This window comes from Streptomyces sp. NPDC058525 (assembly GCF_042719495.1).
Classification (GTDB): domain Bacteria; phylum Actinomycetota; class Actinomycetes; order Streptomycetales; family Streptomycetaceae; genus Streptomyces.
In genome coordinates this window covers 1-21554 of record NZ_JBHXNP010000109.1, presented here as the reverse complement: position 1 = coordinate 21554, position 21554 = coordinate 1, and the positions used below count along the sequence as shown (strand labels likewise).

17 protein-coding genes are annotated in these 21554 nt (G+C 73.2%); 7 read left to right on the top strand and 10 right to left on the bottom strand.

Going from position 1 to position 21554, the window contains the following annotated elements; all coding sequences use genetic code 11:
• Positions 1 to 48: 48 nt before the first annotated feature.
• The 7 genes from murD to rsmH form a co-directional block, all read right to left on the bottom strand.
• Positions 49 to 1494 (bottom strand): UDP-N-acetylmuramoyl-L-alanine--D-glutamate ligase, encoded by a 1446-nt coding sequence (gene murD / locus ACFWP3_RS35065; protein ID WP_384229327.1) that lies wholly within the window; start codon positions 1492 to 1494, stop codon positions 49 to 51.
• Positions 1476 to 2546, bottom strand: a complete 1071-nt coding sequence (mraY, locus tag ACFWP3_RS35060; RefSeq protein WP_384229325.1) for a phospho-N-acetylmuramoyl-pentapeptide-transferase — start codon at positions 2544 to 2546, stop codon at positions 1476 to 1478. The genes murD and mraY overlap by 19 nt, the downstream gene beginning before the upstream one ends.
• Complete coding sequence (gene murF, locus ACFWP3_RS35055; RefSeq protein ID WP_384229322.1) at positions 2543 to 3967, bottom strand: UDP-N-acetylmuramoyl-tripeptide--D-alanyl-D-alanine ligase; 1425 nt, start codon at positions 3965 to 3967, stop codon at positions 2543 to 2545. The genes mraY and murF overlap by 4 nt, the downstream gene beginning before the upstream one ends.
• Positions 3964 to 5658: a UDP-N-acetylmuramoyl-L-alanyl-D-glutamate--2,6-diaminopimelate ligase gene (locus tag ACFWP3_RS35050; RefSeq protein WP_384229319.1), complete on the bottom strand. Its 1695-nt coding sequence runs from the start codon at positions 5656 to 5658 to the stop codon at positions 3964 to 3966. The genes murF and ACFWP3_RS35050 overlap by 4 nt, the downstream gene beginning before the upstream one ends.
• A 46-nt stretch (positions 5659 to 5704) precedes the next feature.
• A complete protein-coding gene (locus ACFWP3_RS35045; RefSeq protein ID WP_384229317.1) occupies positions 5705 to 7714 on the bottom strand; it encodes a peptidoglycan D,D-transpeptidase FtsI family protein in 2010 nt (669 codons plus the stop codon).
• A 273-nt stretch (positions 7715 to 7987) separates the two neighbouring features.
• Positions 7988 to 8563, bottom strand: coding sequence for a hypothetical protein (locus tag ACFWP3_RS35040; protein WP_384229314.1), 576 nt, complete (start codon positions 8561 to 8563; stop codon positions 7988 to 7990).
• Positions 8560 to 9489 (bottom strand): 16S rRNA (cytosine(1402)-N(4))-methyltransferase RsmH, encoded by a 930-nt coding sequence (gene rsmH, locus ACFWP3_RS35035; RefSeq protein ID WP_384229312.1) that lies wholly within the window; start codon positions 9487 to 9489, stop codon positions 8560 to 8562. The genes ACFWP3_RS35040 and rsmH overlap by 4 nt, the downstream gene beginning before the upstream one ends.
• A 342-nt stretch (positions 9490 to 9831) precedes the next feature.
• On the opposite strand from rsmH, the gene ACFWP3_RS35030 reads away from it, so the two are divergent.
• From ACFWP3_RS35030 to ACFWP3_RS35015, 4 genes are all read left to right on the top strand, one after another.
• Positions 9832 to 10383 (top strand): beta-class carbonic anhydrase, encoded by a 552-nt coding sequence (locus ACFWP3_RS35030; protein WP_384229309.1) that lies wholly within the window; start codon positions 9832 to 9834, stop codon positions 10381 to 10383.
• A gap of 136 nt (positions 10384 to 10519) precedes the next feature.
• The gene (locus tag ACFWP3_RS35025; protein ID WP_384229306.1) at positions 10520 to 11530 is read left to right on the top strand and encodes an AAA family ATPase; all 1011 of its coding nucleotides are present in this window, start codon (positions 10520 to 10522) and stop codon (positions 11528 to 11530) included.
• Positions 11530 to 12912: a DUF58 domain-containing protein gene (locus ACFWP3_RS35020; protein ID WP_384229304.1), complete on the top strand. Its 1383-nt coding sequence runs from the start codon at positions 11530 to 11532 to the stop codon at positions 12910 to 12912. The genes ACFWP3_RS35025 and ACFWP3_RS35020 overlap by 1 nt, the downstream gene beginning before the upstream one ends.
• On the top strand, positions 12909 to 15326 hold the full coding sequence (locus ACFWP3_RS35015) for a transglutaminaseTgpA domain-containing protein (protein WP_384229301.1): 2418 nt from the start codon (positions 12909 to 12911) through the stop codon (positions 15324 to 15326). Before ACFWP3_RS35020 ends, ACFWP3_RS35015 begins: the two co-directional genes overlap by 4 nt.
• 345 nt (positions 15327 to 15671) lie before the next feature.
• On the opposite strand, the gene ACFWP3_RS35010 is transcribed toward ACFWP3_RS35015, so the two are convergent.
• Genes ACFWP3_RS35010 through ACFWP3_RS35000 form a run of 3 tightly spaced genes read right to left on the bottom strand, consistent with a single transcriptional unit; the run spans position 15672 to position 19211 of the window.
• Positions 15672 to 16298, bottom strand: coding sequence for a TetR/AcrR family transcriptional regulator (locus ACFWP3_RS35010; protein ID WP_384229298.1), 627 nt, complete (start codon positions 16296 to 16298; stop codon positions 15672 to 15674).
• A 29-nt stretch (positions 16299 to 16327) separates the two neighbouring features.
• On the bottom strand, positions 16328 to 18415 hold the full coding sequence (locus ACFWP3_RS35005; RefSeq protein WP_384229296.1) for a YhgE/Pip family protein: 2088 nt from the start codon (positions 18413 to 18415) through the stop codon (positions 16328 to 16330).
• The gene (locus tag ACFWP3_RS35000; protein ID WP_384229294.1) at positions 18387 to 19211 is read right to left on the bottom strand and encodes an ATP-binding cassette domain-containing protein; all 825 of its coding nucleotides are present in this window, start codon (positions 19209 to 19211) and stop codon (positions 18387 to 18389) included. Before ACFWP3_RS35000 ends, ACFWP3_RS35005 begins: the two co-directional genes overlap by 29 nt.
• 172 nt (positions 19212 to 19383) lie before the next feature.
• On the opposite strand from ACFWP3_RS35000, the gene ACFWP3_RS34995 reads away from it, so the two are divergent.
• The 3 genes from ACFWP3_RS34995 to ACFWP3_RS34985 all read left to right on the top strand — a co-directional run bounded on the left by ACFWP3_RS34995 (position 19384) and on the right by ACFWP3_RS34985 (position 21479).
• Positions 19384 to 19866 (top strand): SAV_6107 family HEPN domain-containing protein, encoded by a 483-nt coding sequence (locus ACFWP3_RS34995; protein ID WP_384229291.1) that lies wholly within the window; start codon positions 19384 to 19386, stop codon positions 19864 to 19866.
• 173 nt (positions 19867 to 20039) lie between these two features.
• Complete coding sequence (locus ACFWP3_RS34990; protein WP_384229288.1) at positions 20040 to 20798, top strand: class I SAM-dependent methyltransferase; 759 nt, start codon at positions 20040 to 20042, stop codon at positions 20796 to 20798.
• A 279-nt stretch (positions 20799 to 21077) separates the two neighbouring features.
• Complete coding sequence (locus ACFWP3_RS34985; protein WP_384229285.1) at positions 21078 to 21479, top strand: DUF3040 domain-containing protein; 402 nt, start codon at positions 21078 to 21080, stop codon at positions 21477 to 21479.
• Positions 21480 to 21554: the final 75 nt, after the last annotated feature.

Genomic DNA, 21554 nt, shown 5'->3' with positions numbered 1-21554 from the left:
CCACTCGTACGAGGCGAGCCGCCGGCCGGAGGGAACCCTTCCAGGAACCTAGGCCCGGGCCGTGTCCGCACCGCTCCCGGCGGCCAGTTCGCGCACCGCGTCGGCGAATGCGTCCCCGCGCTTGTTGTAGTTCGCGAACATGTCCATCGAGGCACAGGCCGGCGCCAGCAGCACCGTGTCGCCGGGCTCCGCCAGCCGGGCCGCTTCCCGGACCGCCGCGAACATCGCCCCAGTGTCGGTCCGCTCGAGGTCGACGACCGGGACCTCGGGGGCGTGTCGCGCCAGCGCCTCGGCGATCAGCGCCCGGTCGGCGCCGATCAGCACCACGCCGCGCAGCCGCTTGGCGGACTTCTGGACGAGCTCGTCGAAGGTCGCGCCCTTGGCGAGGCCGCCCGCGATCCACACGACCGGGTCGAAGGCGGCCAGGGAGGCCTCGGCCGCGTGCGTGTTGGTGGCCTTGGAGTCGTCGACGTAGGCGACCTCGGCGACATCGGCCACGTGCGCCACCCGGTGCGCGTCGGGGCGGAAGTCGCGCAGCCCGTCGCGGACCGCACGCGGCTCCACGCCGAAGGCGCGGGCCAGGGCCGCCGCGGCGAGCGCGTTGGCGATGTTGTGCGGGGCGGGCGGGGTGACGTCCTCGACGTGCGCGAGCTCCTGGGCGTTCTTCTGCCGGTTCTCCACGAAGGCGCGGTCGACGAGGATGCCGTCGACGACGCCGAGCATGGAGGGGCCGGGGGCACCGAGGGTGAAGCCGATCGCCCGGCAGCCCTCTTCCACGTCGGCGTTCTCGACGAGCTTCTCGGTGGCCGGGTCGGCGACGTTGTAGACGCAGGCCACCGTGTTGCCCTCGTAGATGCGGCCCTTGTCGGCGGCGTACGCCTCCATGGTGCCGTGCCAGTCGAGGTGGTCCGGGGCCAGGTTGAGCACGGCCGCCGAGTGGGCGCGCAGCGAGGGCGCCCAGTGCAGCTGGTAGCTGGAGAGTTCGACGGCGAGCACGTCGTACTGCTGCTCGCCGAGCACCACGTCGATGATGGGCGTGCCGATGTTGCCGACGGCCGCCGTCCGCAGGCCCGCGGCCTTGAGGATCGACGCCAGCATCTGGGTGGTGGTGGTCTTGCCGTTGGTGCCGGTGATGGCCAGCCACGGAGCGGCGTTCTCGCCGCGCAGCTGCCAGGCGATCTCCACGTCCCCGACGACCTCGACACCGGCCTTCGCGGCAGCCTCGAACAGCGGGCTCTCGGGCTTCCAGCCGGGCGAGGTGACGATCAGCTCGGTGCCCTCGGGGAAGGTGTGCGCGTCGCCGAGGCGTACGGAGACGCCCAGTTCGGCCAGCTCGGCGGCGCGGGCCCGGTGGCCCTCGCTGTCGCCCCCGTCGACGACGGTCACGACCGCGCCGAGGCCGGCCAGGGCGCGGGCGGCGCTGATGCCGCTCACGCCGAGACCGGCGACGGTGATGTTCTTGCCCTGCCAGGAGGTCACTTGTCGGCTGCCCATCCCGCGTAGAAGAGACCGAGACCCACGATCACGCACATGCCCTGGATGATCCAGAAGCGGACCACGACAAGGACTTCGGACCACCCCTTGAGTTCGAAGTGGTGCTGGAGCGGAGCCATCCGGAAGACGCGCTTCCCGGTGAGCTTGAAGGAGCCGACCTGGATGACGACCGACATGGTGATGAGGACGAAGAGACCGCCGAGCAGGGCGATCAGGAACTCCGTGCGGGAGCAGATCGCCAGGCCGGCGAGGGCGCCGCCGAGGGCCAGCGAACCGGTGTCACCCATGAAGATCTTGGCCGGCGAGGTGTTCCACCACAGGAAGCCGAAGCAGGCGCCCATCAGGGCGGAGGCGACGACCGCGAGGTCCAGCGGATCGCGCACCTCGAAGCAGGCGCCCGGGTTGGTGAGGTCCTGCGCGTTCACGCAGGACTCCTGGTACTGCCACACGCCGATGAAGGTGTAGGCGCCGAAGACCATCACCGCGGCGCCGGTGGCCAGGCCGTCCAGGCCGTCGGTCAGGTTCACGCCGTTGGACATCGCCAGGATCATGAACAGCGCCCAGACCACGAACAGCACCGGGCCGAGCGACCAGCCGAAGTCCGTGACGAACGACAGCTTGTCGGAGGCCGGGGTCAGGCCGCGGGAGTCCTTGAACTGGAGGGCGAGCACCGCGAAGGCGATGCCGACGATCAGCTGGCCGGACATCTTCGCCTTGGCCCGCAGACCGAGCGAGCGCCGCTTGACGATCTTGATGTAGTCGTCGAGGTAGCCGACCAGGCCCATGCCCGCCATCAGGAACAGCACGAGCAGGCCCGAGAGGCTCACCGGCTCACCGGTGATGACCTTCGTCAGGGCGTACGCGATGAGCGTCGCCAGGATGAAGGAGATGCCGCCCATGGTGGGCGTGCCCTTCTTCCCGGCGTGGCCGCGGGGGCCGTCGTCGCGGATGAACTGGCCGTAGCCCTTGCGGGCCAGCAGCTTGATCAGCAGCGGGGTGCCGATGAGCGTGAGGAAGAGTCCGATGACTCCGGCGAACAGGATCTGCCTCATCGGTCGGCGACCTCGCCCTCGCGCTCCAGCAGCGCAAGCGCGACCCGCTCCAGACCGATCGACCTCGAAGCCTTCACCAGCACGACGTCACCCGGGCGCAGTTCACTGCGCAACAGGTCGACCGCCGCTCGCGCGTCGGACACGACCACCGACTCCTCACCCCACGAACCCTCGTTATATGCGCCCAGTTGCAGCCAGGACGCTTCCCTGCCCCCGACTGCGACGAGCTTGCTCACGTTGAGCCGGACGGCAAGCCGTCCCACCGCGTCGTGCTCTGCGAGCGATGCGTCACCGAGTTCGGCCATGGGGCCGAGCACCGCCCACGTACGTCCCCCGTTCGCCCTGGCGGCGCCGCCCATCGCGGCTAGCGCGCGCAGAGCGGCCCGCATGGACTCGGGATTCGCGTTGTAGGCGTCGTTGACGATCGTCACGCCGTCGGCCCGCTCGGTGACCTCCATCCGCCACCGGGACAAGGTGCCCGCCCCGGAGAGCGCGGTGGCGATCTCCTCGACGGACATGCCCAGTACATGGGCCACGGCGGCCGCGGCGAGCGCGTTCGACACGTGGTGCTCACCGTACAGCCGCAAGGTCACATCACTGCACCCGGTGGGTGTGTGGAGTGTGAAGGAGGGCTGTCCCCCCGGCGCCATGCGTACCTCGGTGGCGCGTACGTCGGCGTCGTCGGCCTCTCCGAAGAGGACCGTACGGGCCTTCGTACGGCTGCTCATCGCGCGCACCAGCGGATCGTCGGCGTTGAGGACGGCGATCCCGCCCTCCGCCTCGGACGGCAGGGCCTCGACCAGCTCGCCCTTGGCCCGGGCGATCTGCTCACGGCCGCCGAACTCGCCGATGTGGGCGGTGCCGACGTTGAGGACGAGGCCGATGCGCGGCGGGGTCAGGCCGGTCAGGTACGCGATGTGGCCGATCCCGCGGGCCCCCATCTCCAGTACCAGGTGCCGGGTTTCCGCGGTGGCCTTCAGCGCGGTGAGCGGCAGGCCGATCTCGTTGTTGAGCGAGCCGGGGGTCCACACGGTGGGTGCGTGGGCCTGCAGCACCTGCGCGATGAGGTCCTTGGTGGAGGTCTTGCCGGCCGAGCCGGTCAGGGCCACCACGTCGGTGCCGAGGCGCTCCACGACCGCACGGGCGAGGGCGCCGAGGGCCTTCTCCACGTCGGGCACGACGATGGCGGGCACGCCGACGGGCCGGGCCGCGAGGACGGCGGCGGCTCCGGCGGCGACGGCGCGTTCCGCGTAGTCGTGGCCGTCCACGTGCTCGCCGTCGAAGGCGGCGAACAGGCTGCCGGCCTCCACCTGGCGGGAGTCGATGACGACGGGACCGCTGACCCGCACGGACGGATCCGGTATGTCGTGGGGCCGCCCGCCGGTGATGTCGGCGATCTCGGCGAGGGAGAGGGCGATCACTGGTTCTCCTCGGCCTGTCGGGCATTGCTCTGCTGGGTCTCGATGGCCGCGCGGAGCACCTCGCGGTCGTCGAAGGGGCGTACGACGCCCGCGGTGTCCTGGCCCTGCTCGTGGCCCTTGCCGGCCACCAGCACGGTGTCGCCGGGCCGGGCGCGCGCGACGGCGGCGGCGATGGCCGCGGCCCGGTCGGCGTCGACGAGGACGGTGCCCCGCTCGGCGGGCGGCACCGACACGGCGCCTTCGAACATCGCGGCGAGGATCGCGAGGGGGTCCTCGGAGCGCGGGTTGTCGGAGGTCAGGACGGCCACGTCGGCGTACCGGGCGGCCGCGGCGCCCATCGGGCCGCGCTTGGTGGTGTCGCGGTCGCCGCCGCAGCCGAGCACGATGTGCAGCCGGCCCTCGGTGACCTCGCGCAGCGCGCGCAGGACCGATTCGACGGCGTCCGTCTTGTGCGCGTAGTCCACGACCGCGAGGTACGGCTGCCCCGCGTCCACCCGCTCCAGCCGGCCGGGGACCCCGGGGACCGCGGCGACGCCGTCGGCGGCGGTCTGCGGGTCGAGGCCGGCGGCGGCGAGGGTGACGATCGCGGCGACCGTGTTGGCCACGTTGAACGGGCCGGGCAGCGGGGCGGCGGCCCGGACGCGCTGTCCTTCGGGGCCGAGCAGGGTCAGGGTGGAGCTCGCCGGTCCGAAGACGACGTCCTCGGCGCGCCAGTCGGCGGCCGGGTCGCCGTCGGCGGAGAAGGTGACGACCGGGACCGTCGCCTCCTTGGCCAGGCGGCGGCCGTACTCGTCGTCGAGGTTGACCACGCCCAGGCGGGCGCGGCGGGGCGTGAAGAGGCCCGCCTTCGCCTGGAAGTAGTCCTCCATGTCGGAGTGGAACTCCATGTGTTCCGGGCTCAGGTTGTTGAAGACGGCGACGTCGAAGACGCAGCCGTCGACGCGGCCGAGCACCAGGGCGTGGCTGGAGACCTCCATGGCGACGGCCTCGACCCCGCGTTCGCGCATGACCGCAAAGAGGGCTTGGAGGTCGGTCGCCTCGGGGGTGGTCCGCTCGGACTTGATGCGCTCGTCGCCGATGCGCATCTCGACGGTGCCGACGAGCCCGGTGGCGAGGCCGGCCGCGCGCAGCCCGCCCTCGACGAGGTACGCGGTGGTGGTCTTGCCCGAGGTGCCGGTGATGCCGATCTGGAGCAGGTCCTCGCCGGGGCTGCCGTACACCGTCGCGGCGAGTTCGCCCATCCGGCCGCGCGGGTCGTCGACGGTGAGCACCGGCAAGCCGGTCGCGGCGGCGCGTTCGGCGCCCGCGGGGTCGGTCAGCACGGCGGCGGCGCCGAGGCCGGCCGCCTGGGCGGCGAAGTCGGCGCCGTGCGTCCTGGCTCCCGGCAGGGCGGCGTACAGGTCTCCGGGGCGCACCGCACGCGAGTCGTGCGTGATGCCGGTGATCTGCGCCGCGCCTGGCGCTCGGATGCCCAGCAGGGTGGCCAGCTCGCCCAGGGGGGTCGGGCGGGCGGACACGGGCCGGGGCGCTCCCGGCGGCGCTGCCGGGGCGTCTTTCTGGGTGGTTCTGGGCTGATCAGCGTGGGGCACGGCGGTGAGCGTACCGGGCGCGGCGGGCCGCCCGCGAAGTGAGGGCCCGGCCTCGCCGCCGGTGGCCGACTGGTTCCCGGGTTTCGGGGTGATCGTTGTCACTGATGGTGCCTCACGCGTTTCTGGCGGGCCGGACGGGTGCTGAGGGTCACCGGCCGGGCTTCGGACTGGGCTGCGTACTCGGCTGCGGGGCGGGCTGCGGTCCCGGGTCGTAGGTGACCGGGAGCCCTGCGGGGGCGGCGCCGGTGGGGGCGACCTGGAGGGTCTTCAGGGCGAACTCCATGACCTTCTTGTAGATCGGGCCGCAGACCTGGCCGCCGAAGTGGCTGCCCTTGGTGGGGTTCTGGACCGCGCAGTAGACCGTGATCCGCGGGTTGTCGGCGGGGGCGAACCCGGCGAAGGAGGCCGTGTAGCCGCTGTAGCCGCCGGTGGCCGGATCCACCCGGTTGGAGGTGCCGGTCTTGCCGCCGACCCGGTAGCCGGGGATGCGGGCCTTGGTGCCGGTGCCCTGCTGGTCGTCGACCACGGATTCGAGCATCTCGGCGAGGGTCTTGGCGGTCTCCGGGCTGACCACGCGGCTGCGTTCGGGCGCCGGGGCCGGGGTGAAGCGGCCGTCGGGGCCCTTGGTGCCGCGCACCAGGGTCGGTTCGGTGCGGATGCCGCCGTTGGCGATGGTCGAGTACACGGAGGCCGCCTGCATGGCGTTGAGGGACAGGCCCTGGCCGAAAGGGATCGTGTACTGCTGGGAGGTGGACCAGTCCTCGGGGGCGGCGAGAATGCCGCGGGACTCGCCCGGGTAGTCCAGGCCGGTGGGCTGTCCGATGCCGAACTTGGTCAGGTACGAGTGCAGGACCTTGTTGGCCTCGGGCTGGGTGGGGCCGAGCTGGCCGGTGGCGAGGATGGTGCCGATGTTGGAGGACTTGGCGAGGACCCCGTTGAGGGTCAGGTACCAGGTCGGGTGGTCGATGTCGTCCTTGAACAGCCGGTCGCCGCGGTGCAGCCGGTTGGGGACCTCGACGCGGGTCTCCGGGGTGGCCTTCTTCTCCTCCAGTACGGCGGCCATCGACATCACCTTGGCGGTGGAGCCGGGCTCGTACACGTCCTGGAGCGCGGCGTTGCCCATGGCGGCCGAGCGGGCCCGGGTCAGGTCGTTGGGGTCAAAGCCGGGGGCGTTCGCCATGGCGAGGATCTCGCCGGTGCGGGTGTCCTGGACGATGACGTAGCCGCGGTCGGCCTCGGACTTCTGGACCTGCTCGGCGATGGCGCTCTGCGCCGCCCACTGGATGTCGCGGTCGATGGTCAGCTCGATGTCCTCGCCGGGCACGGCGGGCTTCTCGCTGGAGCCGGCGGTGGGCACGTGGCGGCCGCCGGACTGGGCGTAGGTGGCCTCGCCGTCCTTGCCGGACAGCTTCTTGTCCAGGGAGGACTCCAGGCCGCCGGCGCCCTTGCCCTCGGCGTTGACGTAACCCAGTATCCCGGCGGCGAGGTCGCCGCCCGGGTACACGCGCTTGCTGCTGTTCTCGTTGAACACCCCGGCCAGGACGTTCGCGCCGGGGCCGTTGTTCTTCTTGTCGGCGGCCGCCTTCTCGGCGAAGACCCGCTTGAGGTCCTTGATCTGGTTCCAGACCTGGGGGGTCTGGCGGTGGGCGAGGACGGTGTACCGGCTGTTCTCGGTCCGCAGCTTCTGGGTGAGCTCCTTGACGTCCTTGCCGAGGATGGGCGCGAGGAGGGCCGCGGCCTGTTCGGGGGCGTCGGGGGCCTTGCTGTCCTGCGGGGTGAACATCTTGGGGTCTGCGGTGATGTCGTACGCGTCGACGCTGGTGGCCAGGGCCACGCCCTTGCGGTCGGTGATCTCCCCGCGCTCGGCGGCCAGTTTGACGCTGGTGTAGCGGTTCTTGGAGGCCTCGGCGGAGATGGTCCGCGCGTCGACGGCCTGCACCTGGAGCAGGCGGACGACGAAGGCCAGCATGACGAGGGTCAGGCCGACGCTGACCAGGCGCAGCCGCGGGCGGGGGCTGCCGAGCCGGATGCTGTGCGGCCTGCGCTGCGGGGCGGGCCGCCGGGTCGCCGGCCGCGAGGCCGCGGGGCGCGATGTGGCCGCGCCGCGGGGGCGGCCGGGGCCGGGCACCCGGCGCCGCGGCTCCCCTGCGGGGCTCACGGGGCCACCGCAGCGTGCAGGGCTCCGCCCGGCCTCCTGGGGCTCCGCCCCAGACCCCGCGCCTCAATCGCCGGCCGGGCTTGATTCGGCTCCCGCCAGCTATCAGGTGCGGCACAACCCAGCCTCGCCTGGGGGCACCCCCGGACGGAGTCTGGGGGAGATTGAGGCGCGGGGTCTGGGGCGGAGCCCCAGTGGGGCCGGGCGGAGCCCGGGGAACGGGGGAAGGGCGGGGTGGGGAACGGCCCCGCAGGGTTGGCCATCGGCGTCACGACGTCACCTGCCTGGGTTGGGGGTGGGCTGCTGCTGCGGAGGCTGGGACGGGGACGGCGGCTGCGCGGCTCCCCCGGGGCTCGGCCCGGCCGACGAAGGCGCCGCAGGAGCCGCGGGAGCCGCGGGCGCCGGGGCGGAGGCAGACGGCGACGGCGGAGGCGGAGGCGGCGGAGGCGGAGGCGGCGGAGGCGGCGGTTCGGCCGCCGCCGGGGTGCCGGTGATCTTGCCGTCGGGGCCGATGAAGACCGGGCTGCCGCCGGGGACGAGCCCCAGCTCCTGCGCCCGCCGCTGCAACGCGTCCGGCGCCGAGTACCCGTCCACGTCACGCTGCAGCGCCTGCTCCTCGTCCGTGAGCGCGGTGGTCTCCTTCTTCAGCCGGCTCAGCTGGAAGGAGCCCTCGTTCAGCGCCGAGTTCAGCAGCAGCAGGCTGATCAGACCGCCGGCGAGCAGCGCCACCACCAGCAGGACGAACGGCATCCGGGCCGCCTGCCCGCCCGGACGCGGACGGGGCCGGGGTCGGACGGGGCGCCCGCCGATCGCCCGGCCGAGCCGTGTGGCGGCCTTCCCGGCCTTGGTCACAGCCGCGCCTCCCGGATGCGTTCGACGCCGCGGAACCTCGCCGGGGCGGCCCGCCGGTTCTCGGCGATCTCCTCCTCCGTCGGCAGCTCCGCGCCGCGCGTCAGCAGCTTCAGCTTCGGCTGGTACTTCTCCGGGACGACCGGCAGCCCGGGCGGGGCCGTCGAGGCCGCGCCCGCCGCGAAGACCTGCTTCACGAGCCGGTCCTCCAGCGAGTGGTAGGAGAGCACGGCGATCCGCCCGCCGACCGCGATCCGGTCCACGGCCGCCGGGATGGCCCGCTCCAGGCCCGACAGCTCCCCGTTGACCTCGATGCGCAGCGCCTGGAAGGTCCGCTTGGCGGGGTTGCCGCCGGTCCGCTTGGCCGCCTGCGGCAGGGAGTCGCGGATCAGTTCGACCAGCCGGGCGCTGTTGGCGAAGGGCTCCTTCTCCCGCTCCCGGACGACCGCGGAGACGATCCGCTTGGCCTGCTTCTCCTCGCCGTACTGGCGCAGGATCCGCACGAGCTCGCCGGGCGCGTAGGTGTTGAGCACCTCGGCGGCGCTGATGCCGGTCGTCTGGTCCATCCGCATGTCCAGCGGCGCGTCCTGCGCGTACGCGAACCCGCGGTCGGCCTCGTCCAGCTGCATGGAGGAGACGCCCAGGTCGAAGAGGATGCCCTGGACGGCCGGGATGCCCAGGCCGTCGAGGACCTCGGCGAGGTCGGCGTAGATCGCGTGCACGAGGGTGGCCCGGTCGCCGAAGGGCGCGAGCCGCTCGCCGGAGAGCCGCAGGGCCTCCTTGTCGCGGTCGAGGCCGATCAGGTGCGCCTCGGGGAACCGGGTCAGCAGGGCCTCGCTGTGGCCGCCGAGGCCGAGGGTGCAGTCGACGACGACGGCCCCGGGCCTCTCCAGCGCCGGGGCCAACAGGTCCAGGCACCGCTGGAGCATCACCGGGACATGTCGGGACTCGCTAGTCAAAGCGCCCTCTCAGATAACGGCGCGGCAGGCATACGCCGCGCCGCGCACGCGGAGTGTTACCAAAGGGGCCGGGCGGCCGGTCAGGGCCGGGCTCCGGCCGGTTCGCGTCACTTTAGTGCAACGGTCGCCGCGGTCAACGAACCACCCCGCGCGGCGTGCGGGCGGCTCCGGGCGAACCCGCAAAAGCCCCGAATCACCCGGACGGCCGCGTCCTCCCCACCCCTGTGGGTTAGCTCACAACAAGGCTCGTTGACCTTCTTTGTCCGCCCTCACTCCATGCCCGCAATGGCTGTGACCACTACCGTCGTATGCATGACGACTTCCGTACCCCTGCCCGCCGACTCCGCGCCCCCGGCGGCCGGAGCCGATTCCGTCACCGACCGGCTGGTCGACGCGAACCGGCGGTACGCCGCGAAGTTCGCCGATCCCGGCATGGACGCCCACCCGGTCCTCCAGGTCGCCGTCGTCGCGTGCATGGACGCCCGTCTCGACCTGCACGCCGCCCTCGGTCTGGAGCTCGGCGACTGCCACACCATCCGCAACGCCGGCGGCGTGGTCACCGACGACACCATCCGCTCGCTCACCATCAGCCAGCGGGCCCTGGGCACCCGCGCGGTGATTCTCATCCACCACACCGGCTGCGGTCTCGAGAGCCTGACCGAGGACTTCCGGCACGAGCTGGAGGACGAGGTCGGCCAGCGCCCCGCCTGGGCCGTGGAGGCCTTCCGGGACGTCGACCAGGACGTACGCCAGTCCATGCAGAGGGTCCGTACCAACCCGTTCCTGCCCCACCGGGACGATGTGCGAGGCTTCGTCTTCGATGTGCACACCGGCCTCCTGCGGGAGATCGATCCCAGCTCTTGAGTGACACAGGGCCGTAACGCCGTCAACAATGCGGGGAGACGCCCCCCGGGAACCCCCCGGGTCCGGTGTCCGTGTGTGGGGTGGGCCGGTCATGCGCCAAGGGCGTCGGCCCTGGAAATGGGCCGAGGAGAACCTGGTGACGACGTATGACGACCGTGCGAGCCTCGCGGATCTGACCAGCACGGCCGAGCGGGTGCGGCACTCGGTCGAGAGCGTGATCGAGGGCAAGCCCGAGGTCGTGCGCCTCGCGCTGACCGTGCTGCTCGCCGAGGGACACCTGCTGATCGAGGACGTCCCCGGCGTCGGCAAGACGATGCTCGCCAAGACGCTCGCCAAGTCCATCGACTGCTCGGTGCAGCGCATCCAGTTCACACCGGACCTGCTGCCCTCCGACATCACCGGCGTCAGCATCTACGACCAGCAGCGCCGCGAGTTCGAGTTCAAGCCGGGCGCGATCTTCGCGCAGATCGTCATCGGCGACGAGATCAACCGCGCCTCGCCGAAGACCCAGTCCGCGCTGCTGGAGTCGATGGAGGAGCGCCAGGTCACCATCGACGGCACGACGTACACGCTGCCCAGCCCCTTCATGGTCGTCGCCACCCAGAACCCGGTGGAGATGGAGGGCACCTACCCGCTGCCCGAGGCCCAGCGGGACCGCTTCATGGCGCGGGTCTCCGTCGGCTACCCCAGCCCCGAGGCCGAGCTGCAGATGCTCGACGTGCACGGCGGGCTCTCCCCGCTCGACGACCTGACGGCCGTCGCGCACGCCCACGAGATCGTCAAGCTCATCGAGGCGGTCCGCGAGGTCTACGTGGCCGAGCCGGTCCGGCGCTACGTCGTCGACCTCGTCTCGGCCACCCGCAGCCACCCCGACCTGCGGCTCGGCGCCTCGCCCCGGGCCACCCTGCACCTGCTGCGCGCCGTGAAGGCCTCGGCCGCGCTCGCCGGCCGCGAGTACGTCCTGCCCGACGACGTCCAGGCGCTGGCCGGTCCGGTCCTCGCGCACCGGCTGCTGCCCACCGCCCAGGCCCAGCTGAACCGGCGCACCGCCGAGCAGGTCGTCGGCGAGATCCTCCAGCGCACCCCGGTCCCGGCCGCGCACGCCCGCGGCGAGATGCCGCCCGGCGCGGGCATCCGGGGCTTCTGATGAGCGCCGGTGCCCCGCACGGCGCCGGCGGCCAGGCGGATCGCGGCCAGGGCGGCGGGCTGCGCGCGTCGCTCTCCGGCCTGACCACCCGCGGCCGCTCCTTCCTGGCCGCCGGGATCGCCGCGGCCGCCTGCGCGTACGTACTGGGCCAGGGCGCGCTGCTCCGGGTCGGAATGCTGCTCGCCCTGCTGCCGCTCCTGTGCGTCTACGCCCTGCACCGCACCCGCCACCGGGTCTCCGGCAGCCGCCGGCTGACCCCGGGCCGGGTCCCCGCGGGCGCCGAGGCCAGGGTGCAGCTGCGCATGGACAACACCTCCCGGCTCCCCACCGGCCTGCTGATGCTCCAGGACCGAGTGCCGTACGTCCTCGGGCCGCGGCCCCGGTTCGTCCTGGACCGGGTCGAGCCCGGCGGCCGCCGCGAGGTGTCCTACCGGGTCCGCTCCGACCTGCGCGGCCGCTACCCGCTGGGTCCGCTCCAGCTGCGGCTGACCGATCCCTTCGGGCTGGTCGAGCTGACCCGCTCGTTCAGCGCCTTCGACACCCTCACCGTCATCCCGCGCACCGAGCCCCTGCCGCCGGTGCGGCTGTCGGGCGAGTCCTCCGGCTACGGCGACGGGTCGCGCCGCTCGCTGGCCCTGGCCGGCGACGACGACGTGATCCCGCGCGGCTACCGGCGCGGCGACGACCTGCGCCGGGTGCACTGGCGCTCCACCGCCCGCTACGGCGAGCTGATGGTCCGCCGCGAGGAGCAGCCGCAGCGCAGCAGGGCCACCGTCCTGCTGGACACCCGGCAGGACGCCTTCGAGGGCGCCGGACCCGACTCGGCCTTCGAGTGGGCGGTCTCCGCGGCCGCCTCGAGCCTGGTGCACCTGCTGGAGCAGGGCTACGCGGTACGGCTGCTCACCGACACCGGGGACTGCGTGCCCGGTCCGGGCGGCGGCTTCTCCTCCGGCGGGCACGAGTCCGCGGAGGCCGCCGGGCTGATGATGGACACCCTCGCGGTCGTCGGGCACTCGGACGGCACGGGACTCACCCGGGCCTACGACGCCGTGCGCGGCGGCGGCGGTGGCGGCTTCGGCGAAGCCGGCGGGGACGGGCTCCTCATCGCCTTCTTCGGCGACCTGGACGACGTACAGACGGATCTGGCGGCCAAGATGCGCCAGCGCACCGGGGGCGCGGTGGCCTTCGTACTGGACTCGGCGGCCTGGTCCGGGCAGCCGGCGCGGGACCAGGCCCCGCTCCCGGTGGAACAGCGGCTGCACCGGCTGCGCGACGCGGGCTGGACGGCGCTCGCCGTGCCGCCCGGGGTCGCCTTCGGCGAGCTGTGGCGGCGTGCGGGGAGCACGGCGTTCGGCACGGGAACCTCGGGAGGCCGGGTATGAGCGGGCGCGCGAGAGTGACGCTGTTCGCGGCGCTGGCGACGCTGCTCACGGCGTGGTCGCTGGTCCCGCTGGTCGAATCGGCGGGCTGGCTGCTCCAGGCGGCGCTGCTGCTGGCCGTGCAGAGCGCGGTGGGGGCCGGGGCCCGGCGGGTGCCGCTGGCCAGGTCGCTGACCGTGGCCGCGCAGCTGCTGGTGTCGCTGCTGATCCTCGCGGCCCTCTTCGCGGGGAAGGGCGAGTCGACCGGGAGCGGGCCGCTGGCCTACCTGGTGACGGACTTCGGGGCGCTGTTCCAGCGCGGTGTGCAGGACGTGAGCGAGTTCGCGATCCCGGCCCCGCTGACGGACGGCATCCGGCTGCTGCTGGTGTCCGGGGTGCTGCTGATCGGGCTGCTGGTGGACGCCCTCGCGGTGACCCTGCGGACGGCTGCCGCGGCGGGGCTGCCGCTGCTCGCGCTGTACTCGGTGGCCGCCGGCCTGTCGGGCGGCGGGGAGGCCTCCTGGTTCTCCTTCCTGCTGGCCGGCTGCGGCTACCTGATGATGCTGCTGGCCGAGAGCCGGGACCGGCTGGCGCAGTGGGGCCGGGTCTTCGGCTCGGCCCCGCGCGAGCGGGTCTCGTCCGCGTCCGGCCTCGGCGGCGGCAGGGAGGGCCGGCTCACGGCCCCGGTGCGGACCGGCCGGCGGATCGGCGCGATGGCCCTGGGCCTGGCGCTGGCGGTGCCGGCGGCGCTGCCCTCGCTCGGCGGCGGACTGCTGGGCGGTCCGGGCGAGGGCGACGCTACCGACGGCGGTGTGGGCGGGACGATCTCGGCGGTGAACCCGCTGGTGTCCCTGCAGAGCAACCTGAACGCGCAGGACAACCGGGTCGTGCTCAAGTACCGGACGGACAATCCCCAGCAGGGCGAGCAGTACCTGCGGATCCTGGCGCTGGACGAGTTCAACGGGATCAGGTGGGAGGCCTCCGGGCGGGCCCTGTCCGACGTCCCGGAGCGGCTGCCGAATCCGCCCGGGCTCAGCGGGGACGTCCGCCAGGGCGCGGCCGAGGTGCAGACCAACGTGTCGGCGGCGGAGTCCTACACCCAGCGCTACCTGCCCATGCCGTACCCGGCGACCTCGGTGGAGATCCCGGGGAAGTGGCGGTTCGAGCCGGCCGGGCGGACCCTGGTCGGGGACCAGCTGGGCAAGGACAGGTTCCAGAACGTGCAGGGCGCGCAGTACTCCGTACGGAGCCTGCTGCTGAAGCCGACGGCGGAGCAGCTGCGCTCGGCGCCCGAGCCGGACCCGGCGATCCGCGCCGAGTACACGAAGATGCCGGACAACCTGCCGGCGGTGGTCTCCGACACGGCGCGCCAGGTGACGCAGGGGGCCAAGGACAACTACACGCGGGCCGTGAAGCTCCAGGACTTCTTCGCCGTGAACGGCGGGTTCCGCTACAACACGAAGACGGCCTCGGGCACCGGTCCGCTGGCGGTGGCCCGCTTCCTCGCCGACAAGGAGGGCTTCTGCGTCCACTTCGCCTTCTCGATGGCGGCGATGTCCCGTTCGCTGGGCATCCCGGCGCGGGTGGCGGTGGGCTTCACCCCGGGCGAGAAGCAGCCGGACGGCAACGTGAACGTGTCGATGCGGGACGCGCACGCCTGGCCGGAGCTGTACTTCGAGGGCGTGGGGTGGACGCGGTTCGAGCCGACGCCCCGGGCCGGCATCAACGTGCCGGACTACTCCCGGGCGCAGGCCCCGACGGCCCAGCCGTCGGCGCCCGCGGCGCTGCCCTCGCAGGGCGCGGCGCAGCCGACGCCCGCGCCGTCGAAGTCGGACGAGTGCCCGCCGGAGCTGAAGAAGCTCGGCGAGTGCGGTGCGGCCGCGCCGCGGCAGAGCGCGTCCGGTGGCGGCGGGCCGTCGGTGTCGGCGGTGCTGGGCTGGGCCGGCCTGGCGGTGGCGGTGATCGGTCTGCCGCTGCTGCCGCTGCTGTGGCGCGGCCGGCTGCGGGCCCGCAGGCTGCGTTCCGGGGAGGTGCCGGAGGCGTGGCGGGAGCTGGGCGACGCCGCCTGGGACGTGGGCGTCCGGCCGGACGAGGCGCTGTCGCCGCGGCGGGCGGCCGTACGGGTGGTGGAGCTGGGACGGCTGGACGCGGAGGCCGGGGCCGCGGTGCACCGGGTCGCGGGGGCGCTGGAGCGGGCCCTGTACGCGCCGCCGGGTGCGGCCGTGTCGTACCCGGCGCTGGCGGACGACGTCCTGCTGGCGCGGGCGGGGCTGCTGGCCGGCGTCGGCCGCCTCGGCCGGCTGCGGGCCCTGCTGCTGCCGCGCTCGGCGGCCCGGCTCGCGTGGTCGGCGTCCCGCCGGTGGTCGGCCCTGGCCGACCGCGCGAGCACCCTGTCGACCCGCGTCCGCATCCGCCTGCCCCTGCGGGGACGCGGCTGAGGGCTGCCGGGGGCTCCGCCCCCGGACCCCCGCGCCTCAAACGCCGGCGGGGCTGGATTTGGCTACGGCACCCGCGGACGCGCGAACGCGGCGAGGCTCGATCCCCCCGAGCCCCGCCGCGTTCGCGTACCGCATCACGGAGGAGGTACCCGGTCCGCTCCGCAGCCCCGTGTCGGCGGTGCGGACCGGGCCTCCTGTCCGTTGCCCCCAGTCTGGCGTCCGCGCAGGTGGGGGCCCATCCGCGCAGGTACTCATTTCCGTGCCTAGGTACGGATACTCAGCCGCCGCGGCAGGCCCCACCAGTTGTACGGGCTCCGCCGCCCGGGCGGCACCGCCGACTGGGGGTCAGTGCCCGCTGACCCGGCCCCGCAGCAGCAGCGACAGCGCCGAGTGGACGTCGTCGAGCGACCGCTCGCGCTGGAAGGACTGCCAGTCCAGCGCGGCCACCAGCACCATGCCGACCAGCGCGGCCGCGGTCAGCGGCACGTCGATCTCGGCGCTCAGCTCACCGCGTTCGACGCCCTCGCGCAGCACCGTCTCCACGACGGCCACCGCCTCCTGCCGGACGACCATCAGCGTGGACTGCCACGCCCGGTTGGTCCGCCAGAGCTCGGCGACGTACAGCTGGGTGAAGGCCGGGTAGCGGTCGATGAAGACGAGGCCGGCCCTGATCATCGCGTCGAGTGCCTCGACGCGGCTGCCGCCGCGCGCCTCGGTCTCCTCCTCGGCCGTCCGCAGCGAGACGGTCAGCAGCCCGACCCCGTGCCGCAGGAGCTCCTCGAAGAGGTCGTTCTTGCTCGCGAAGTTGTAGTAGACGGTGCCCTTCGCGACGCCCGCCCGCTCGGCGATCTCCTCGACCGTGGTCGCGGAGAAGCCCTGCTCGGCGATGAGGGTCACGGCCGCTTCGTAGAGCTTTTGGCGGGTGGCCTGCCGCCGGCTGCCCACGGCGGCGGAGGTGCTGCTGCTTTCCATGGCGCTGATTCTCACAGGTCACCGGCTCCTCAGAGGCTCAGTTCGGGGTGCAGCCGGTCCATGGTCCATACCTGCTTGCCGCGGGCGGCGAGCGCGGTGAGGGCCAGGGCGCCGACCGTGAAGGCCACCAGGACCGCGCCGCCCTGCCACACGGGGGCGAGGTCGCCGCCCGTGATGAGGCGGCGCAGGCTCTCGACGACGTACGACATCGGCAGGTACGGGTGGATGGCGTTGAAGAAGCCCGGGCTGGTCTGTACGGGGTAGGTGCCGCCCGCCGAGGTCAGCTGGAGCATCAGGACGGCGAGCACCAGGATCCGCCCGGCGGCGCCGAACTTGGCGTTGAGCCACTGGACGATCGCCGCGAAGCAGCCGGTGACCAGCATCAGGAAACCGACGGTGAGGGCCGGGCGGGCCATCTCCAGGCCGAGGCCCCAGTGGAGCACGGCCATGAGCAGGCTCACCTGCGCGGCCCCGAGGCTCGCCACGGGCAGCCAGCCGGCCAGCGCGATCCGCCAGGGCGAGGCGCCGGCGGCCAGGGCCCGCCGGTTGAGCGGGGCGATCAGCATGTAGGCGACCATCGCGCCGACCCACAGGGAGAGCGGGATGAAGTACGGGGCGAAGCCGGTGCCGTAGTTGGGCGCCTTGTGCAGGGACTGGTTGGCGAGGCGGACCGGGTCGGCCATGACCTCGGTGCGGGTGTCGCGCTGCTGCTGGTCGTAGTCGGGGATCTTGCCGACGCCCTCGTGCAGGCCGCCGGCGAGCTCGCCGCTGCCGTCGACGAGCTTGAACATGCCGCCGCTCAGGCTGTGCGCGCCGTCGCCGAGCTTGCCCACGCCCTCGCTGAGGGCGCCGGAGCCGGTGGTGGCGGTGCCGATGCCGGTGTGCAGTCCGGCCATGCCGGTGGCGACCTGCTGGGCGCCGGCGTTGAGGGCGTTGACCTGGGCGACGGCCGCGTCGAGGTCGGAGGCGAGGCCGGGGGCCTTGTCGACGAGGAGGCGGGCCTTCTTCTCCAGGTCGGTGAGCTGGGTGCGGAGCTTGGTGACGTCGCCGTTCGCGTTCTTGACCAGGGTGCTGACGTCACCGGCGAGTTCGGCGGCCTCGGCCGCGTCGTCCTTGACCTTCTTCAGGTCGGGGCAGGAGGCCAGGTGCGGCTCCTTGCCGGGGGTGACGCAGTGCTTGGTGTAGTAGGCGTCCGCGCCCTGGGAGGCCTTCTTGGCGGCGGCCGCGGCGGCCGGGGCCTTCTCGGCGAAGGTGCCGAGGTGGTTGTTGACCACCTTCGCGCTGTCGGCGACGAGCTCGGCGGTGTCCGCCAGGTTCTTGGGGTCCTGGACGAAGGGGCGGGCCTTGTCTGCGGCGCCGTTGACCTTGTTCGCGAGCTTCTGGGTGCCGGCCGCGACGTCCTTGGAGCCGGTTTCCAGCTTGCCGGCGCCCGAGTTGAGCTTGCGCAGGCCGCCGGCGAGTTCGCCGCTCTTGTCCTTGGCCGTGTCGAGGCCCTCGGCGAGCTCCTTCGCGCCCTCCTGGGCCTTGCCCGCGCCGTCCTTGAGCCGGTCGGCGCCGTCGGCGGCCTCGGCGGTCTTGTCGTGGAGGTCGGAGAAGCTGACGAAGATCTTGTCGAGGAAGCCGCGGGAGGCGTTGGTGGACGCCGCCGAGCGGACCTCGGAGAAGACGGTGCGCGAGATCGAGCCGACGATGTAGTTGTTGGCGTCGTTGGTGCGGACCTGGAGGGCGCCGGTGGCGGGGTCCTCACCGGAGCTGGAGGCGATCTTCTCGCTGAAGTCGGCGGGCATGGTGAGGGACAGGTAGTACGTCCCGTTCTCCAGGCCCTTGGCGGCCTCCTCCGCGCTGACCTCGCGCCAGTCGAAGGTCTTGCTGTCGTGGAGCTTCTTGGTGATCTCGTCACCGGCGTCGATGCGCTTGCCGTCGACGGTGGCGCCGTTGTCGGAGTTGACGAGGGCGACGGGCACCTTGTCGAGGCGGCTGTACGGGTCCCAGAAGGACCAGAGGTACAGGGCTCCGTAGAGCAGCGGCAGCAGGAGCAGTGCGACGAGAGCGGCCCGGGGCAGCTTCCCCCGCCCGAACCGCTTCAGCTCAAGCGCGGCCAGCTTCGGCGAGCGCATCGTCCGCCCCCTTCGTGTCGTCGTCGTTCTCGGTGTCGTTCTCGGTGCCGGTGCCGGTGCTCGCGCTCGCGCCCGTCTCGGTGTCGGCTTCGGCTTCGGCGCCGGCGCCGGTCCGCAGGACGAGCGCGTCCTCGGGAGCCTCGCTGCACACCGCGAGGACGGTGGTCCCCGCGGCGGCGACCGAGCGGAGCAGGGCCCAGGCCTCGGTGCGTTCGGCGTCCGAGAGCTTCATGTCGAGGTCGTCCAGGGCCAGCAGCCGCGGCGAGCCGAGCAGCGCGATGGCCACGGACAGCCGTACGGCTTCCAGGCGTTCCAGGTCCCGTACGGAGGTGCGCTGCCCCTTGGGCAGCGTGGTGAGGTCGAGTCCCGCGGCGTCCAGGGCCGCGTTGATCCGGGCCGTGCTGCTCGCGCGGCGTTCGCCGCGGGGGCGCAGCAGGGCGCGGACCGGGCCCTCGTAGCGGCGCTGGAGCAGGGCGCCCTCGCGCAGCTGCTCGGCGACGGTGAGGGCCTGGTCGAGCTCGTTGACGCCGGACACCGGTCCGAGGGCGGCGATCCGGCGGACCGCGGCCATCCTCTTCGGCAGCCGGTGGCGGCCGACCTCGGCGTGTCCCTCGGTGGGTTTCATCCGTCCGGTGAGGGCAAGGAGCAGGCAGGTGCGGCCGCTGCCGGAGGGGCCCTCGACCGCGATGAGCGAGCCGGGCTCCGCGTCGATGCCGATGCCGCGGAAGGCCCAGCCGCGCGGGCCCTTGAGTCCGAAGTCCTCGGCTTTGACGGCCGCGCCGTGCGGGCTGTCCACACCGTCCCCCTTCGTTTTGAACTGACCGGTCAGTTCAAAAACTATCAGCTCTTTCCGCACCGTGCGCGCAGCGGAGGGCAGTTGCCCCCGCATGACCCCAAAAACCGCAGGTCAGGGCGATTGTCAGTGGGGCCGGTCACGATGGAGGCAACGCATCGACAGGAGGTTCGCAATGGCCACACCGTCCCCGTCCCCTGTCCACCCCGTCCTGCGGAGGTCGTCGGCGCCGCCGGCCGCCCTCGACCTGCTCGCCAAGGCCCACGACGGCCTGGCCGAGGCCGCCCGCCTGCCCCGTCCCAACGAGCGCTACGCCACCGCCCACCTGGCCGCGCTGCGCACCGCCGCGGCCGTGCTCGCCGCGCGCGGACGGCCCGAACCGGTGAACCCGCGGCGGCGGCCGAGGATCCGCAGCGCGTGGGAGGTGCTGCCGGAGATAGCGCCGGAGCTGGCGGAGTGGAGCGCGCTCTTCGCCTCCGGCGCGGCCCGCCGGGCCCGGGCCGAGGCGGGGATACCGGACGCGGCCAGCAGCCGGGACGCGGACGATCTGGTGCGCGCGGTCTCGATGTTCCTGCGCCTGGTGGAGCGGATGCTCGCGATCCGGCCTCCGCAGCAGCCCCTGCCCCAGCCCCGTCCGGAACGGCCCGAGGCGGGCTGAGGCCGGCTGAGGCGGGCTGAGGCCGGCTGAGGCGGGCTGAGCCGGCGATGAGGGGCCGGGGCCCCGGCGCCCGGCCCCGAAAGACGGGCCCTTGACGCGGGAGGCAATAGGGTGGGGCCCGGTGGGGCACTGACCCCTCACCCGTTGCCTACCGCGCCGAGGAGCCATCAGCCGTGTCGGACACTTCCCGCCCCCGTGCCTCCCTCCGCACCGCCGTGGTGTGGGAGGTCCTCAAGGAGGCGCTCGACCGCCGCGTGAAGGCGACCGGCCGGGATGTCCTGGACGTGCTCGACACCGGTGGCGGCACCGGGAAGTTCGCCGTGCCGGTGGCCCGCCTGGGCCACCGGGTCACCGTGGTCGACCCCAGCCCGAACGCACTGTTCGGGCTGGAGCGCCGGGTGGCCGAGGCCGGGGTCGCCGACCTCGTCCGCGGGGTCCAGGGCGACGCCCAGGGCCTGCTGGACGTCGTCGAGCGGGACGCCTACGACGTGGTGCTCTGCCACGGCGTGCTGGAGTACGTGGACGACCCGGCCGAGGGCGTGGCCAACGCGGTCGCGGCCCTGCGCCCCGGCGGCACGCTCAGCCTGCTGGCCGCCGGGCTCGGCGGAGCCGTGCTCGCGCGCGCCCTGGCCGGGCACTTCACGGAGGCCCGTACCGCCCTGACCGACCCGGCCGGCCGCTGGGGCTCGGGCGACCCGGTGCCCCGCCGCTTCACCGCCGAGACCCTCGCCGAGCTGGTCGGCGGGGCCGGCCTGGAGGTCGGCGCGGTGCACGGCGTACGGATCTTCGCCGACCTCGTCCCGGGCGTCCTGGTGGACACCGAGCCCGGCGCCGTGGAGGCCCTGTTGCGCCTGGAGGAGGCCGCCGCGGAGCTGCCCGCCTTCCACGCGGTCGCCACGCAGTTGCACGTACTGGGCGAGAAGCAGGCCTGATCTGCGATCTTCGTCGGACGGAGTCGGCCACACACCCTCCGAACCGGCGATCGGCCCCGTATGATCGGGGCAGTGACCGGCATGGTGGACGTGCCATTGGGGAATAAGCGCCTCAGTGGCCGCTCCCGCGGCGGCACGGATCGTTGTCGATACGGATCCATGACTGATCTATTCGAGAACGTGGCGTAGAGGGCGGGTATCACGGGGGCGATTCCCCGCCTATCCTGAAGGGGACCCCTGGTCGCTACCCCCCGCGACCGACGGATGAGGAGGACTCCCGTGCCGCTCTCGGAGCACGAGCAGCGCATGCTCGAGCAGATGGAGCGAGCGCTGTACGCCGAAGATCCCAAGTTCGCGACAGCGCTTGAGGGAAGCGGACTGCGCACGTACACCCGGCGACGGGTCTACCAGGCAGTCGCAGGCATTGTGGTGGGTATCGCGCTCCTCATGGCCGGCGTGATCTGGCAGGACGTGCTCTGGGTCAGTGTGGTGGGGTTTCTCGTCATGCTGGGCTGCACGGTCCTCGTGGTCACCGGTTGGCGCAAGGCACCCAAGCCTGGCGAGCAGCCCGTCTCCGGAAGTGCAGAAGGCTCGGCCCGCGGCCGCAGCCGGCAGCGTCGGTCGATGATGACCCGCATCGAAGAACGGTGGCAGCGCCGCCGTGACGAACAGGGGCAGTAGCGCCCCAGGACATCGTGAGTGAGGGGACGGGACCCCGGCGGCCTGCCACCCCACCCAACACAGCGGCACCCCCCC

What these genes read in the sequence shown, in the direction of transcription:
- mraY (WP_384229325.1), bottom strand. Translation starts at nt 2,546, where the DNA reads ATGAGGCAGATCCTGTTCGCCGGAGTCATCGGACTCTTCCTCACGCTC.
- ACFWP3_RS35020 (WP_384229304.1), top strand. Translation starts at nt 11,530, where the DNA reads ATGAGCGCCGGTGCCCCGCACGGCGCCGGCGGCCAGGCGGATCGCGGC.
- ACFWP3_RS34995 (WP_384229291.1), top strand. Translation starts at nt 19,384, where the DNA reads ATGGCCACACCGTCCCCGTCCCCTGTCCACCCCGTCCTGCGGAGGTCG.
- ACFWP3_RS35030 (WP_384229309.1), top strand. Translation starts at nt 9,832, where the DNA reads ATGACGACTTCCGTACCCCTGCCCGCCGACTCCGCGCCCCCGGCGGCC.
- ACFWP3_RS35005 (WP_384229296.1), bottom strand. Translation starts at nt 18,415, where the DNA reads ATGCGCTCGCCGAAGCTGGCCGCGCTTGAGCTGAAGCGGTTCGGGCGG.
- murD (WP_384229327.1), bottom strand. Translation starts at nt 1,494, where the DNA reads ATGGGCAGCCGACAAGTGACCTCCTGGCAGGGCAAGAACATCACCGTC.
- ACFWP3_RS35015 (WP_384229301.1), top strand. Translation starts at nt 12,909, where the DNA reads ATGAGCGGGCGCGCGAGAGTGACGCTGTTCGCGGCGCTGGCGACGCTG.
- rsmH (WP_384229312.1), bottom strand. Translation starts at nt 9,489, where the DNA reads ATGCTCCAGCGGTGCCTGGACCTGTTGGCCCCGGCGCTGGAGAGGCCC.
- ACFWP3_RS35010 (WP_384229298.1), bottom strand. Translation starts at nt 16,298, where the DNA reads ATGGAAAGCAGCAGCACCTCCGCCGCCGTGGGCAGCCGGCGGCAGGCC.